13 protein-coding genes and 1 riboswitch are annotated in these 13,780 nt (G+C 58.8%); of the genes, 6 read left to right on the top strand and 7 right to left on the bottom strand.

Features of this window, described 5'->3' with window-relative positions:
- The first annotated feature begins 4 nt into the window (after positions 1–4).
- On the top strand, positions 5–1,486 hold the full coding sequence (locus JAO77_RS03880) for a lipopolysaccharide biosynthesis protein (RefSeq protein WP_198988982.1): 1,482 nt from the start codon (positions 5–7) through the stop codon (positions 1,484–1,486).
- Between the two features lie 71 nt (positions 1,487–1,557).
- Here JAO77_RS03880 and JAO77_RS03875 read toward each other — a convergent pair whose 3' ends face one another.
- From JAO77_RS03875 to JAO77_RS03855, 5 genes are all read right to left on the bottom strand, one after another.
- Positions 1,558–2,094: a PAS domain-containing protein gene (locus JAO77_RS03875; RefSeq protein WP_198988981.1), complete on the bottom strand. Its 537-nt coding sequence runs from the start codon at positions 2,092–2,094 to the stop codon at positions 1,558–1,560.
- Between the two features lie 13 nt (positions 2,095–2,107).
- A complete protein-coding gene (locus JAO77_RS03870) occupies positions 2,108–2,467 on the bottom strand; it encodes a hypothetical protein (RefSeq protein ID WP_198988980.1) in 360 nt (119 codons plus the stop codon).
- Between the two features lie 143 nt (positions 2,468–2,610).
- Complete coding sequence (locus JAO77_RS03865; protein WP_198988979.1) at positions 2,611–4,062, bottom strand: amino acid permease; 1,452 nt, start codon at positions 4,060–4,062, stop codon at positions 2,611–2,613.
- A 206-nt stretch (positions 4,063–4,268) separates the two neighbouring features.
- Positions 4,269–4,378: riboswitch (SAM riboswitch) on the bottom strand.
- Positions 4,379–4,454: 76 nt separating this feature from the next.
- The gene (locus JAO77_RS03860; RefSeq protein WP_198988978.1) at positions 4,455–5,111 is read right to left on the bottom strand and encodes an HD domain-containing protein; all 657 of its coding nucleotides are present in this window, start codon (positions 5,109–5,111) and stop codon (positions 4,455–4,457) included.
- A gap of 47 nt (positions 5,112–5,158) precedes the next feature.
- Positions 5,159–5,914, bottom strand: a complete 756-nt coding sequence (locus JAO77_RS03855; protein ID WP_198988977.1) for a glycosyltransferase family 2 protein — start codon at positions 5,912–5,914, stop codon at positions 5,159–5,161.
- Positions 5,915–6,033: 119 nt separating this feature from the next.
- Between JAO77_RS03855 and JAO77_RS03850 the strand changes: the two genes are divergently transcribed.
- Together JAO77_RS03850 and JAO77_RS03845 are read left to right on the top strand one after the other, a co-directional pair.
- The gene (locus tag JAO77_RS03850; RefSeq protein WP_198988976.1) at positions 6,034–6,333 is read left to right on the top strand and encodes a YciI family protein; all 300 of its coding nucleotides are present in this window, start codon (positions 6,034–6,036) and stop codon (positions 6,331–6,333) included.
- A 29-nt stretch (positions 6,334–6,362) separates the two neighbouring features.
- Positions 6,363–7,250 carry a LysM peptidoglycan-binding domain-containing protein gene (locus JAO77_RS03845; protein ID WP_198988975.1) on the top strand — a complete coding sequence of 296 codons (888 nt, stop codon included), beginning with the start codon at positions 6,363–6,365 and terminating at the stop codon, positions 7,248–7,250.
- A 194-nt stretch (positions 7,251–7,444) separates the two neighbouring features.
- Here the strand turns inward: JAO77_RS03845 and JAO77_RS03840 are convergent, their stop codons facing one another.
- Positions 7,445–8,293 (bottom strand): SDR family oxidoreductase, encoded by an 849-nt coding sequence (locus tag JAO77_RS03840; protein WP_235998198.1) that lies wholly within the window; start codon positions 8,291–8,293, stop codon positions 7,445–7,447.
- A gap of 213 nt (positions 8,294–8,506) precedes the next feature.
- On the opposite strand from JAO77_RS03840, the gene JAO77_RS03835 reads away from it, so the two are divergent.
- The 3 genes from JAO77_RS03835 (at position 8,507) to JAO77_RS03825 (ending at position 11,267) form a co-directional block, all read left to right on the top strand.
- Positions 8,507–9,364 carry a Rossmann-fold NAD(P)-binding domain-containing protein gene (locus tag JAO77_RS03835; protein WP_198988973.1) on the top strand — a complete coding sequence of 286 codons (858 nt, stop codon included), beginning with the start codon at positions 8,507–8,509 and terminating at the stop codon, positions 9,362–9,364.
- 29 nt (positions 9,365–9,393) lie between these two features.
- On the top strand, positions 9,394–10,704 hold the full coding sequence (locus tag JAO77_RS03830; protein WP_235998197.1) for a BaiN/RdsA family NAD(P)/FAD-dependent oxidoreductase: 1,311 nt from the start codon (positions 9,394–9,396) through the stop codon (positions 10,702–10,704).
- A gap of 110 nt (positions 10,705–10,814) precedes the next feature.
- Positions 10,815–11,267, top strand: coding sequence for a PA2169 family four-helix-bundle protein (locus JAO77_RS03825; RefSeq protein ID WP_198988971.1), 453 nt, complete (start codon positions 10,815–10,817; stop codon positions 11,265–11,267).
- A 306-nt stretch (positions 11,268–11,573) separates the two neighbouring features.
- Here the strand turns inward: JAO77_RS03825 and JAO77_RS03820 are convergent, their stop codons facing one another.
- Positions 11,574–13,547, bottom strand: a complete 1,974-nt coding sequence (locus JAO77_RS03820) for a DEAD/DEAH box helicase (RefSeq protein ID WP_198988970.1) — start codon at positions 13,545–13,547, stop codon at positions 11,574–11,576.
- Positions 13,548–13,780 lie beyond the last annotated feature (233 nt).

Raw genomic sequence — 13,780 nt, 5'->3', positions numbered from 1 at the left:
CAACTTGGGTATCGTTCGGCGGCAGGGGCTGCGTAACACTGCTATTTCCTACATCGGGCTAGGTATTGGCTTCGTCAATACTACGCTGGTGCTACCTAGGCTTCTGGAGCCGGCTCAGCTGGGCCTCACGCAGGTGCTGGTATCCTTGGCTACGCTTGGGGCGTTGGTGTCGGCGCTGGGCTTCACTAATACTACCCTTCGGTATTTCCCTTATTTCCGCAATCGCGAAACGGGGCACTCGGGCTACCTGCCGCTGCTGCTAGCAGTGCCGCTGGGGGTGTTTGGGCTGGTGGCGCTGGCGCTGTGGTTGGGCCGGCCGCTAGTACTGCGCTGGTATGCCCACGATGCGGCCCTCCTAGGTCCGCACTACGGGGCTATGCTGGCACTGGCGCTGTGCATCTTGCTCTACAATCTGCTGGAGGCCTATACCAAGTCGCTGTTTCACACTTCGTTTTCTTCGTTTCTTACTGATGTTCTACAACGGCTGCTCATCGTGGGGTCGGCAGCGCTCTACGGGGCGGGCTACCTCACTTTCGACGGCTTTGTGCTGGCCTACCTAGGCAGCTACGCGGCCATTGCGGTGCTGCTGCTGGGCTACCTAGGGTTTATTGGCGAGCTGCACCTGCGGCCCACGCGGGCAGTGCTGCAAGTGCGCCCCATGAGCGAGCTGCTGCGGTTTGGCAGCTTTGCACTACTGGGCAATATTTCGGGCACGGTGCTGGTCACTATCGACTCGCTCATGCTGGGCTCGCGCAGCTTCACCGACGCGGGCATTTATGCCATTGCGCTTAATATCAGCACGGCGCTGGCCATCCCGTTTCGGGCGCTGTACAAAACGGCCTACCCGCTTATTGCGGAATATTGGAAGGAGGGCGCCAGCGCTAAAATGCTCGATTTTTACCAACGCACCACCCGCCTTACTACTGCGCTGGGCGCCTATCTGGCCCTAGGTATCGGACTCAACCTACCCTTCATTTACGGCCTCATTCATAAGCCAGCTTTTGCCACGGGCACCGTAGCAGTGCTGCTACTGCTGGCCGGCCGCCTCACTGACGGCATCACGGGCGTGAACGGAATTATTGTGGTAACGTCGCCGCGCTATCGCTACGACTTGCTATTCAACGTGGGTTTATCAGGCCTCATCATCGGGCTCAATGCGCTGCTGATACCGCGCCTGGGCCTTACGGGGGCGGCGTTATCTAACGCGCTGGCGCTGGCCAGCATCAATCTGGCGCGCACGTGGTTTGTGTGGCGCAGCTTTGGTTGGCAGCCGTTCGACCGGCGCATTGTGTACATTCTGGGACTAGCCGCGGGAGCAGGGGCAGTAGCCTGGGCGCTGCCAGCGCTGTCCAACATTTGGCTGACGCTGCTACTGCGTGGTGGCGTACTTACAGTGCTCTACGGCCTAGGTCTGTTGCTGAGCGGCTGGGTGCCCGAGGTATCGGCAGTGGCGCAGAAGGTGCGCAGCTTAGTAGGTAACCGATAAACCGTGACGGGCAGGCGCAACGCGAAAGTTCGCGTTGCGCCTGCCCGTCACGGTTACTCTTTATAGTTTGATTAGTTGCTAGCCTCTCGGGCCGTAGGCGCTAGGGCCGCCAACTTAGCGCGCAACTGCTGCACTTCGCGCTCCAGCTCCAGGTTACGGAAGGTCACTTTCACTTCTAGGTCTTGGTAGGAGTGCGTTAGTTGCTCCTGCATCTGGCGCATGGGAGTCACGTCAGAAATGGTGCCGATAAAGCGGTAAACCTTTGTGCGGGCTTCGTCGAAAAATGCCCGGCCCGTGGCCCGGGCCCACAGCACGGGCTGGCCTGGCTGCTGCCAGCGGGTGCGATACTCGATGTCGTAGCTACCCGAGCCAGCCGGGTCGAAGGCCTGCTCTACAGCAGCCACAGTGGCGGCGCGGTCGTCGGGGTGCACTAGCTCCACAAAGTCAGCGTAGGTGACATTCTGGTCGGCGGGCACGCCAAATAGCTCTTTGCAGCGGGGCGACCAAGTCAGGGTATTGGCCACAAGGTCGTAGTCCCAGGTACCCACGCCAGATGCGTCCACGGCCGTTTGCAGGCGCTCGAAGGAAGCGAAATCGGTAGTTGTCACGATTTATAGCTACCTAAGGATGAACTAAAAACAACTCCAGGCCCGACTGAAAGTACAGTACCAGTGTGCGGTAAGCGCCATCGGCCGTGCGGCGCAGGCGCGTCACGAGGGCCGTCACAATTTCGGAGGCCAGGTGCAGCTGCAGGTAGGGCCGGCTCAGCAGACTATCACGCTCCACCGTCCACTGGCCTTTGGCCGGGGCAGCGGGCGTTTCGAGGTGCCAGTGGCCATCCTGCAGGTGCAGGTGCGTAGCCTGGGCCAGTGGGGTAGTCGGGTCAGTCTGGCTGAGCACACGGTCTACCACGCGCCAGCTACCGTGCAGGTAGGGGTCGGGCACTTGCTGTAAGTTGACATCGAGCAAATACTGAGTCATAAGAGCAGAGCAGCAGCGGGCTGCTTATTCAGAATAGAGATAGCAGCCAAGCGCCGCTATCATGCAAAGGTACCGCCCTATTTTTTACCTAAAAAGTACCTAGGTCAAACAATCAGAAAAAGAGGCAGCTATCGCTACCGGGGCTACTGCTCGCCCCGGGCCTGTTGCCCAAGCTTGCTGTGCTTTTTACCGTAGCCAAAGTAGATAGCCATGCCTAGCGCCAGCCACACGGCCAGGCGCAACCAGGTTTCCCAAGGTAGGCTTACCATCATTACCAAACATGTCACGATACCTAAGATGGGCACCACCGGCACCCACGGCGTGCGGAAGCTGCGCGGGGCATCGGGGTTGGTGCGGCGCATGATGAGCACACCTAGGCACACCATTACGAAGGCCAGCAGCGTGCCAATACTCGTCATTTCGCCCACTACCGAGATGGGCACAAAGCCCGCAAACAGCGCAATAAAGGCACCTAGGAGCAGGTTGGACTGCACTGGCGTGCGAAATGTGGGGTGCACTTTGCTGAAGGCCGGCGGCAGCAAGCCATCCTTCGACATAGAGAAAAACACCCGCGACTGCCCCAGCAAATCGACCAGAATAACCGAGGTGTAGCCAATGAGAATAGCCCCGATAATAGCGCCACTGAGCCAGCCGTACGGCGTTTTCTCAATGGCAATGGCTACCGGCGCGGCGCTGTCTTTGAACTCTTTGTAGTTGGCGAGCCCAGTCATCACGTAGCCAAACAGCACGAACAGAATGGTGCAGACAATGAGTGAGCCCAGAATGCCAATGGGCATATTACGCTGCGGATTCTTGGTTTCCTGGGCCATGGTGGCCACGATATCGAAGCCGATAAACACGAAGAACACGACGCCCGCCCCGCGCAGAATACCGCTCCAGCCAAACTCGCCGAAGGTACCCGTGTTGGTCGGGATATAGGGGTGGTAGTTGGCTGGGTCGATGTAGTTCCACCCTAGGGCGATGAAGACCAGCACCACGGCCACCTTCAGGGCCACTACCAGCGCATTAAACCACGCCGAGCCCGACGTGCCCCGGATGATGATGGCCGTAATGGCCAGTACCACGGCCATGGCCGGCAGGTTGGCGTAGCCGTGCACCTCGGCACCATTGGCCAGCTTCACCGTTTCGAAGGGCGACATGACAAGCTGAGCGGGCAGGTGCAGGCCGTACTTATCCAGAAACTTGAGCAGGTACTGCGACCAGCTGATGGCCACTGTGGCCGCGCCCACCGAGTATTCGAGCACCAGGTCCCAGCCGATTATCCAGGCAAATAGCTCGCCCATGGTAGCGTAGGAGTAGGTATAGGCCGAGCCCGCCACCGGCACCAGCGCCGCAAACTCGGCGTAGCACAGGGCCGAAAACGCGCATCCCACCGCCGCCACCACAAAAGAGAGCGTCACGGCTGGCCCAGCGTGGTTGGCTGCTGCAAGGCCCGTGAGCGAGAACAAGCCCGCCCCAATAATAACCCCAATACCTAGGGCAATGAGGCTGATACCGTTGAGGCTGCGCTTGAGCGTGCCAGTGCCCGACTCGGCCGCTTCCTGCCGCAGCAGTTCAAGTGATTTTTTTAACATAAATGTATCGCCGGCTCCGCAAGCCCGCGTTTGATAATGACCGTGCTACCTCAGTACGCATCCGCGCCCGGCTAGTCGTAGTCAACCCTTAAAAATGAAATACTTACTGAATGCTCCCCGGCTCAACAACGACAGCGGCCGGCGCATAGCGCCGCATAGCCAACTACGTGAAAAACACCAGGGAAACGATAGAAAACAGCCACGGGCTTTTATATGGGCCACCATGGTTTGGGGGCCGGTCGGTTGGCACCGTTCCGCCGGGGCGGGGGTTGCCGGCGCGTCGCAGAGCCTATCTCTCAGCGCCTCTTTATAAAAACAAGCTTGGGCCTAGGTAGCCGAACTTGACTAAGGCAAAGGTACGAGCCGTAGCATGGACTTTGTAGCGCGGGCTACTACTCTAACTCTGGCAACCCACCTTGCTCCCAGGCGTCGAGTTCGGCTTGCAAATTGCGCCGGGCAGGCGCGTCTAGCTCCTCGCGTAGAACAGGCATATGAAAGAGCACCGGGGCAGCGAGCAATTTGGCTAGCACCTTGGAGCGGCCGGAGCGGTAGGGCTCCTCTGGCACCAGCTGATACTCGCGGCGTATCTGGCGGGCATAGTCCCAATAGGCCATTTCTGAGGCACCTAGGATGCTCAGGTCGGCATCTAGGAACAGCAGTAAGTCCGTATCAGCGGGCGGCTGGGGCTGGGTATGGTCTTGGGTGCGCCGGATGAGGTCGGCCACACGCTCGCAGCGGGCGGGTGCCAGGCTGGTTTCTTGTAGGAAAGCCAGGGCCCACTCCGCACTTTTTGCCTCGTTATCAGAACCCAAGGCGTTGTACACAGCATCGTGGTACCAAACGGCCAGTTCCACCGCTACCGGGTCTTGCAAGGTGTGTGCCCCTACCCTAGTCAGCAGGTTCTCGATGTGCCCTAGGGTGTGGTAGTGTCGCTCGGGCGCGTCGTAGGCGGCAGCCAAGCGCTGGAGCTCGGCTTCGCGGCGAGCGGTATCGGGTAGCAAAGGCGCAGTGAGCGCGTGCCAGCGGGCGGCAAGCAGAGGCGTAAGCATGCGCCAAAGAAACGCACGCTTAGCCATTGTCGCTCCAAACCAAGCCCCTAGGGCTCGCCTACACCTAGCTGCTGCAGCTGGTCGGCGTACTTAGCGTATATCACCTGCAGGTCGGCGCGGTGCTTGTCGGCATCTACGCCAATGCTCACGTTGTGCGTATGAAAGCGGTGCAGGTGGCTGATGTGCGGGCACACCACGGGTAGGTGCCCGGCCAGTAAAAAGCGCACATAGAGGTCTAGGTCTTCAGCCATGGCCAGCTCGGCGTCGTAGCCACCTACTTCATCAAACAGCGCCCGGCTGTAGCATACGTTGCCCTGAATGAAGTTTTCGGCCCGAAAAATAGCTTGCAGCATCTGCTTGGGCGACTCAAACTGCCAGGCATAGTAGTCCTCATTGGGCAAGTAGCGGCGCTGCTCATCCATGCGCAGGAAGTCGGCCACTAGCCACGGCTGGCCGGGGTGGCGCTGTATTTCGTCGGCGTAATGGAACAAGGTGCGCTGCAACATGATGTCGTCATCGTCGAGTGGCACAATCCAGGTATCGGCCTGGGCCTGGGCCACGAGCTGATTGCGACCCCAGCCGGGGCGCTGCAGCTCGGGGTGCTGCCAGTAGCGCAGGGCCGAGCCAGGCTGCGTAGCCGCTTGGGCTAGCACCTCGGCGGTCTGGTCTGAGGAGCCGGTTTCGTAGAGTAGGTGCTCCCACTGTACATCGAGGGGGGCGGCAGCAGTGGCGCGCACGCTGGCAATGGCTTCGGGTAAAAGGTCTGCCCGCTGGTGCGTAGGCGTAATAACGGTAAAGTGCATGAGGTTTTTAACTGAGAAACGAGTGCCCTAGGCTACCCAAAGGCCACGGGCGGACACCAACTTTCTGCCGACCCGCGGCGTTAAGCCAGGAGCCGGGCTCGTACGTGGCCCGCCCGCCTATGCCTACGTTTGTTGTTACCCTACGTTTACCCGACTCGTTCGACGAGGATTTTATCGCGCTCATTCCCAGGCACCGGGATTTTATAAATCGCCTGCTTGCCGACCACATTATCGAGGCCTACGCCATTAGCGCCGACCGCAGCCGCGGCTGGGTCACGATGAATGGCGAGAGTGCGGCAGCCGTACGCGCCGTGGTCGAGCAGTTTCCGCTCTACCAGTACCTGCAGCGCATCGAAATAGACGAGCTTTTTATCTTTGACAGCGAGGCCGCTCGTTTTCCGCGCATCAGCCTCAATTAGTTTTCTTTCGCTTCCCTTTCTTCTGCACCTTGTCTTTTCGTATTGCTACTCGCGCGCGCACCAAACGCTTTAGTTTCCTAGGTGCCGCTACCTGGCTGGCGTTGCAAGCAGCGGCCCACCCGGCCACCGCGCCCGCCCTGCCGCCCATCACCACGCCGCAACTAATGAGCCAGCTCACAGCGGCCATTCAAAACCTAAAAACTCTGCGCTGTGCGGCCGATGCCAGTGAGCGCATCGGCACCAAGTACGTCAAGGACCGTTCGACGATGAAGCTCGCCTTCAATCCGCTGCGGGTATACCTCAAAAATGGCAAAGGCGTGGAGGTCCTGTACCTAGCGGGCCAAAACAACGACGACGCCTGGGTTAATCCCAATGCGTTTCCTTACGTCACGCTCAGCCTGGCGCCTGAGGGCTCGCTCATGCGCAAGGGTCAGCACCATACCGTGTTGCAGGCAGGTTTCGGCACTATTACCGACCTACTCGAAGGCTCGGCCAGTCGGCCCGACAAGTCCTTTAACCGTTCGTTTCGCTACGCGGGCGACACTACCGTGCAGGGCCGCCCGCACTACATTCTGCGCTCCGACTACCCGCAGTTTCGCTACGTGGCCTATAAGGCCAGCAAAAACGAAACGCCCGCTACTGTGGCCGCCCGCTTCGGCTGCGGCGAGTATCGCATTCTGGAACGCAACAAGCTCGATGTGGGCGATAAGCTAACCGAGGGCCAAGTGGTGCAAGTACCTAATGCGTATGGCCGCCGCACCCTCGTGGTGGTTGACCCTAAGACCTTCTTGCCCACCGCAGTGGCAGTGTACGACGACCGCGGCCTCTACGAAAAATATGAGTTCTCCAACGTAGTAGCCAACCAGCCCATCCCGCCGGCTGAATTCACGAAAACCTACCAGGGCTACCACTTCTAAATCGCAGATTCGAACGGATTTTTAGGATGAAACGGATACGCCTGCCTCCGGCAGGCTGACAAACCGAACGCAGAGTAGCCTTCGGCTGACTTCTACCCTTTGAGAGCTAGCGAAGCTACTCCTGCGTTCGGTTAGTCAGCCTGCCGGAGGCAGGCGTATCCGTTTCATCCTAAAAATCCGTTCGAATCTGCGATTTAGCGGCGCATGGTTTTTTCGATTTGGTCCCACATGGCTGGGGTTAGGGCTCCTAGCTTGTTAAACTCGCCGGCGCCGTTGAGCCACTCGCCTCCGTCGATGGTAATGACTTCTCCGTTGACGTAAGCCGAAAAATCGGACACTAGGTAGGCGGCCAAGTTGGCCAACTCCTGGTATTGGCCCACGCGCTTGAGCGGCACGCTGGCGGCCGGGTCGAGTTGGCTCGCCAGAGGCTCGGGGAAGAGGCGGCTCCAAGCGCCCTCCGTCGGGAAGGGCCCCGGTGCAATGGCGTTGGAGCGGATGCCGTACTTGGCCCACTCCACGGCCAGCGAGCGCGTGAGGGCCAGTACCCCCGCCTTGGCTGTAGCCGAAGGCACCACAAACGCCGAACCAACCGAAGCGTAAGTAGTTACTATATTGAGAATAGTACCAGGCTGCTGTTCAGCTATCCAACGCTTACCCATCGCTAGCGTACAGTTGTAGCTGCCTTTCAGCACGATATCCACGATAACATCAAATGCTTTGTGACTTAAGCGCTCCGTAGGACTGATAAAATTTCCGGCCGCGTTGTTCAGCAGCACATCCACACGGCCAAATTCTTCGTAAGTGCGCGCTATCATTGTCTCCACGGCTTCGTACTTGCGCACGTCACACGCCACGGCCAGCACCTTCCCCCCCGTCTGCTGGCGCAGTTCAGCAGCCGTTGCTTCGAGTACCTCAAGCTTGCGACTGGTAATGGTCACATTTGCCCCTAATTGCAAAAAATATGTCGTCATGGCGCGGCCCAGGCCGGTGCCGCCCCCCGTTACGATGATGGTCTTGCCGGCTAGCGCGTTGTCGCGAAGCATAGGTTGGGTGAAGGCTGAATTCATGAGTAGTTGATGTTTTTTATGCACCACAAAGATGACTCTCCTCCCCTAAAAAATACTGAACGCCTATTGTCGGGCTTTTAACCGGCAAAAACGTCATTTCAACGAAATGCTCCGGTATTATTTTAAGATTTATGTGCATCTTGCATACTTATTAGCCAAGCTTAGATTTAAGCATTAGTTCTAAATTTCATGCCTTTTTCCCCTGCTACTACGGGCGCTACCGTAGCGGTGCTGGGCTGCGGTTGGCTAGGTCTGCCGCTGGCTCTTGCACTCCAAACTCAGGGCTACCGCGTACTGGGCACCACTACCACCCCCGAGCAGCTGCCAGTACTCGCAGCCGCCGGCATCGAGCCGCACTTACTGCAGCTGGGCGCTGATTTCAGCGCGGACGACGAGCTTCGCCTGACCGACATCCTCCGCCAGGCTAACATCCTAGTTATCAACATACCACCCCGCGCGGCGGTAGCCGGCGGCTATCCGCAACTGTTGCGCCCGGTGCACCGGGCCGTGGCCGCAGCCCGCCTGCAGGCGGTGCTGTTTGTTTCGACCACCGGCGTGTACCCCGACGAGCCCCGGCTCATGCGCGAGCAAGATGCCATCAGCACCCGCGATGCCTCGTCTGATGTGCTGCGTACCGAAGGCCACTTTGTGCCGCGCTATGGGCAGTGGCAGAGCACGGTAGTGCGCCTAGGTGGCCTCATTGGCCCCGGCCGGGCGCCAGGCCGCTTCCTGGCTGGCCGCCAAAACCTGGCACAAGGCGATGCCCCCGTCAACCTGCTGCACCTGACCGATGCCGTGGGTGTGCTTAGCACTATCATCAAGGAAAATATCTGGGGCTACACCCTCAATGTGTGCGCTGCCTCGCACCCGCCGCGCCGCGAGTTTTACGTAGCCGCCGCCGAGTACCTAGGCCTTACGCCTCCCACTTTCCGCCCCGAGTTCAGCACCAGCAAAACCATCGACAGCAGCTTGTTGCGCACACTGGTGCCCTATACCTTTCAGCACGATGATGTGCTGGCGGCCATTCCGTATTGTAGCTTAACGTAAGCGGCAGGCGGTATCTTTGTAAGATGCCGTTGTCACATTCTTCGCCCCCTGTTGCGCCAGTAGCACCGGGCCCGGTAGCGGGGCCCATCGTTGTGTTAGGTGGCGGAGCAGCGGGCTTTTTTGGCGCCATTGCTTGCGCCGAGGCCTACCCAGCCCAGCCGGTGCTGCTGCTCGAAAAAAGCCCGAAGCTGCTAGGCAAGGTGCGCATCTCGGGCGGTGGGCGCTGCAATGTCACGCATGCCTGCGAGTCGGCGGCCCAGCTTATTCAGCACTACCCGCGCGGCGGCCGGCAACTCAAGGAGGCTTTTCAGAAGTTTGGGGTGGCCGATACCATCGCCTGGTTCGCAAAGCGTGGCGTCGCACTCAAGACTGAGGCCGACGGCCGCATGTTTCCGACTACTGACAGCAGCGAAACCATCGCCCGCGCCCTCGAAGATGCCGCCCGGCAGGCCGGCGTGCGCATCTTCACCCGCACCGCCGCCGAGCAAATTACACCGCTACCGGCCGGTGGCTTTTCGCTTGCACTCAGTGGCGAAGGTAGCGCCTCCCTAGGTACTACGCTGCAGGTGAGCCGCTTGCTGGTAGCCACCGGCGGCAATCCCAAATCGGGGGCCTACGACTGGCTGCGCGAGCTGGGCCACGCCGTGGCCGAGCCGGTGCCTTCGCTCTTCACATTTAATGTGCCTGCCTCGCCCCTGCGCGAGCTACCTGGCGTGAGCGTGTCCCACGCCCGCGTGGTAATAGCCGGCGAAAAGCTGCAATACGAAGGCCCCCTGCTGGTGACGCACTGGGGCGTGAGCGGCCCAGCCGTGCTCAAGCTCTCAGCCTGGGGCGCCCGCCGCCTGCACGAGCTAGGCTATCATAGCACGGCCCTCATCAACTGGGTACCGACCCACACTGACGAAACACTGCGGCCCTGGGTGCAGCAGTTTCGCCTCGATAATGGTAAAAAGCAAGTGGCGGCCCACCCACAGTTTGGCTTGCCCACCCGCCTATGGCGCACACTGGTCGAGCAATCCGGCCTAGGTCCCGAAACCCGCTGGAACGAAGTACCAGCCAAGGCCCAGAACCGCCTGTTCGAATTGTTGCTGCGCACGCCGCTGCAAGTGCAAGGTAAAACCACTTATAAGGAAGAATTCGTAACCTGCGGTGGTATTCCGCTGGCCGAAGTCAACTTCAAAACCATGGAAAGCCGCCGCGTACCAGGTCTCTACTTCGCTGGCGAAGTACTTGACGTAGACGGTATTACGGGTGGATTTAATTTCCAGGCGGCCTGGACCACGGGTTTCTTGGCGGGGCAGGCCATGGCGGCAGCCACAGTGCCGCAGGTGGCTAGCTAGGGCGGTGGCGGAAGATACAAAATAGGGGCATCTCGGCACTGGTCGCAACCTTGTGGGCGTAGAGCTAGTAAACCCAGCCACACTCTCCCACTTTAAATTTCTTTCCTGTCATGGAAGCCAAAGTAACCCAGACCGCCCTCAACGCCCTCATCACTGTTCTTAAGGATGGCCAAAAAGGCTACGCCGATGCCATGGTCGACGTAAAGGACCAGCACCTGAAAGACTTGTTCAAGAAATATTCTGCCCAGCGCGCTAGCTACGTTACCGAGCTGGAAGACCAGATGTTCAAGCTTGACCTCAAGCCCGATACCAACGAAGGCTCGTCGATTGCCGGTGCTATCCACCATGCTTGGATTGACCTGAAAGCTGCCGTAACCGGCCACGATAACCACGCTATTCTAGCCGAGTGCGAGCGTGGCGAGGACGTAGCCAAAAAGGCATACGAAGAAGCTTCTAAGGTGCAGGACCTACCCAGCGAACTGAAATCGATTATCGAGAAGCAGTCACAAGGCGTCCTAGCCGCCCACAACGAAATCAAAGCTCTACGCGACTCTAGCAAATAAATTGCAGATTCGAACGAATTTGTCGGATACGCTTGCTGCGCAAGATGACTGTCCTGACAGCTACTCTTCTTTATCTTCTTGAAAGCAAACTAAAAGGGAGCATCCTACGGGTGCTCCCTTTTCTATTTACCTATTTCTAGTGCAGCTAGTTGGGCCTAGGTATTACTTAAGACAAAGCCATCAAAAAAGGCCACCCTAGGGTGGCCTTTTCTACTTAAGCTGCTATAAGCGCAACGTAAGGACGGTTAGTCAGCTTGCGCAGCAAGCGTATCCGTTTAATCCGACAAATCCGTTCGAATCTGCGGTTTATTCGTCGAAGCTTTCGCGCTTGCCACCGTAGCCGCCGCGGTTGCCACCGTAGCTACCGCCACCTTGGCCACCTTTGTAGCCGCCGCGCTGGTAGCTGCCGCCTTCACGGCTGCCGCCACCAAAGCCCCCGCGGCTACCGCCGCCGTAGCTGCTGCCGCCATCGCGGTTGCCTTTGTAGCCACCGCCATAGCCACCTTCGCGGCGGTCGCCGTAGCTGCCACCCCGGTTGTTGCTGCCGTAGGGCGGACGGCCACCTTCGCGGCGGTCGCCGCCAAAGCCACCACGACGCTCACCGTCGCCGAAGCCCCGGCGCTCGGGGCGGTTCTGGCCTTCTTCCTTAGCGGCGGCGTCTTGCACCGGCGTAGCGATGCTGAACGTAACCGGCTGGCCCTGAATGCTGCTGCGACCTAGCTGGGTCACTACCTCATCGGCATATTCAGCAGGTACCTCTACAAAGCTAAACTTATCGTAGAGTGCGATGTCGCCTACTTTATTGCCTTGCAGAGCGGTGTTCTCCGAAATCAATTCTACTACATCGCGGGGATGCAGACGGTCTTTTTTGCCCATGCTGATGAAGAGGCGCGTGTAGCCGGGGCGGCTAGCACCGCGCTCGCGGCCAGCGTCGAGGCTTTGCTCGGCACGCTTGTCCTCTTTCATCGTCATCTTGAGCAGCGCAGCGGCAATATCAAGCGACGTTACATCTTCGCTTTGGTCGAGCAGGCGCTGCACGCGGCCTACGTACTTATCTAGGTTGCCCTTCTCAATCACTTCTTTGATTTGATTGAGGAACAGCGTAGTCTTCACCTCCGACACGTCGGCGAAGCTGGGTACTTGCTCCAGCTTGATGTCGGCCTTGGTGAAGCGCATGATATCGCGCAGCTTGTAAATATCGCGGCCGCTCACGAAAGTGAAGGCACGGCCACTCTTGCCAGCACGGCCGGTACGGCCGATGCGGTGCACGTAGTATTCTTCGTCGGCAGGTAGGTCGTAGTTAAATACGGCTTCTACGTTGTCTACGTCGATACCACGAGCGGCTACGTCGGTAGCGACTAGGATTTCAAGGGTGCTCTTGCGGAATTTATCGAGCGTGTTTTGGCGCTGGGCCTGGCTCATGTCGCCGTGCAGGCCATCGGCAAAGTAACCTTTGGCTTGCAGGTCAGACACAATCTCGTCTACCATCCGCTTGGTGTTCGCGAAAATGATGGTTGACTTGAGGTTGTACATATCAAGCACGCGCGTGAGCACGTCCTTCTTCTGCGGGCCGCGCACCTCGAAGTAGCTCTGCTCGATGTTCGATACCGTCATTTCCTTGTGGTTGACCTTTACCGTCTGCGGGTCGCGCTGGTATTTTTTGGTCATCTCCAGGATGGGCTTGCTCATCGTGGCCGAGAAGAACACCGTCTGGCGGTTCTCGGGCATCTTGCTAAGCACGTACTCGATATCGTCGCGGAAGCCCATGTCGAGCATTTCGTCGGCTTCGTCGAGGATGATTTTGGTGGCTTTGTCAAGCTTCAGCGTGCCACGCTCGATGTGGTCCATGACGCGGCCGGGCGTGCCGATTACGATTTGCACACCGCGCTCAAGGGCGCGGAACTGACGGTCGTACGACGAGCCACCGTAGATGGGCACTACGGCCAGGCCACGCTTATACTTGCCTAGTTTCTGGATTTCGCCCGATACCTGCACCGCGAGCTCGCGGGTGGGGCACAGCACAATCACTTGTACGTCACGGCTATCGCCGTTTACACCCTCAATAGCCGGAATGGAGAAGGCGGCCGTTTTGCCAGTGCCCGTCTGGGCCTGGCCGATTACGTCTTTGCCTTCGAGCAGCACCGGAATAGCGGCCGACTGAATCGGAGACGCTTCTTCATAACCCATCTCGGTGATGGCGCGCTGGAGTTCGGGCGAGAGGTTGAGCTCATCAAAACGCACTTTGGCTTTTTCGACGGCTTTTTCTACTTGGTTTTCCATAAGTTGGAAAGAAAGGGAGTTTGCAGCCACTTGGTTCCTTTAGAACCTACTTGGTGGCTTATTGCGGGGAATGAGACTACGCTCTGAAAACAGCCGGCTCAACAGCGGCGGCGCTTCTTCCCCCTCAACCTTTCCTGACAACGACAAGGCGGAAAAAATACGACCGAACTAAACGGGAACTACTCGGCAGCCACTTACTTAACCTAGGCCACCCCGGCCACTAAAATGGGGCC

The sequence above is a fragment of the Hymenobacter sp. BT559 genome, from assembly GCF_016427535.1.
In the GTDB taxonomy this organism is placed as follows: Bacteria; Bacteroidota; Bacteroidia; order Cytophagales; family Hymenobacteraceae; genus Hymenobacter.
Note: the sequence above shows the minus strand (reverse complement) of the source record. Positions and strands in the feature narration are given on the sequence as shown.

Coding starts and splice junctions, on each gene's coding strand:
- JAO77_RS03865 (WP_198988979.1), bottom strand. CDS start 4,062: ATGTTAAAAAAATCACTTGAACTGCTGCGGCAGGAAGCGGCCGAGTCG.
- JAO77_RS03825 (WP_198988971.1), top strand. CDS start 10,815: ATGGAAGCCAAAGTAACCCAGACCGCCCTCAACGCCCTCATCACTGTT.
- JAO77_RS03820 (WP_198988970.1), bottom strand. CDS start 13,547: ATGGAAAACCAAGTAGAAAAAGCCGTCGAAAAAGCCAAAGTGCGTTTT.
- JAO77_RS03850 (WP_198988976.1), top strand. CDS start 6,034: ATGCCTACGTTTGTTGTTACCCTACGTTTACCCGACTCGTTCGACGAG.
- JAO77_RS03870 (WP_198988980.1), bottom strand. CDS start 2,467: ATGACTCAGTATTTGCTCGATGTCAACTTACAGCAAGTGCCCGACCCC.
- JAO77_RS03835 (WP_198988973.1), top strand. CDS start 8,507: ATGCCTTTTTCCCCTGCTACTACGGGCGCTACCGTAGCGGTGCTGGGC.
- JAO77_RS03860 (WP_198988978.1), bottom strand. CDS start 5,111: ATGCTTACGCCTCTGCTTGCCGCCCGCTGGCACGCGCTCACTGCGCCT.
- JAO77_RS03855 (WP_198988977.1), bottom strand. CDS start 5,914: ATGCACTTTACCGTTATTACGCCTACGCACCAGCGGGCAGACCTTTTA.
- JAO77_RS03840 (WP_235998198.1), bottom strand. CDS start 8,293: ATGCTTCGCGACAACGCGCTAGCCGGCAAGACCATCATCGTAACGGGG.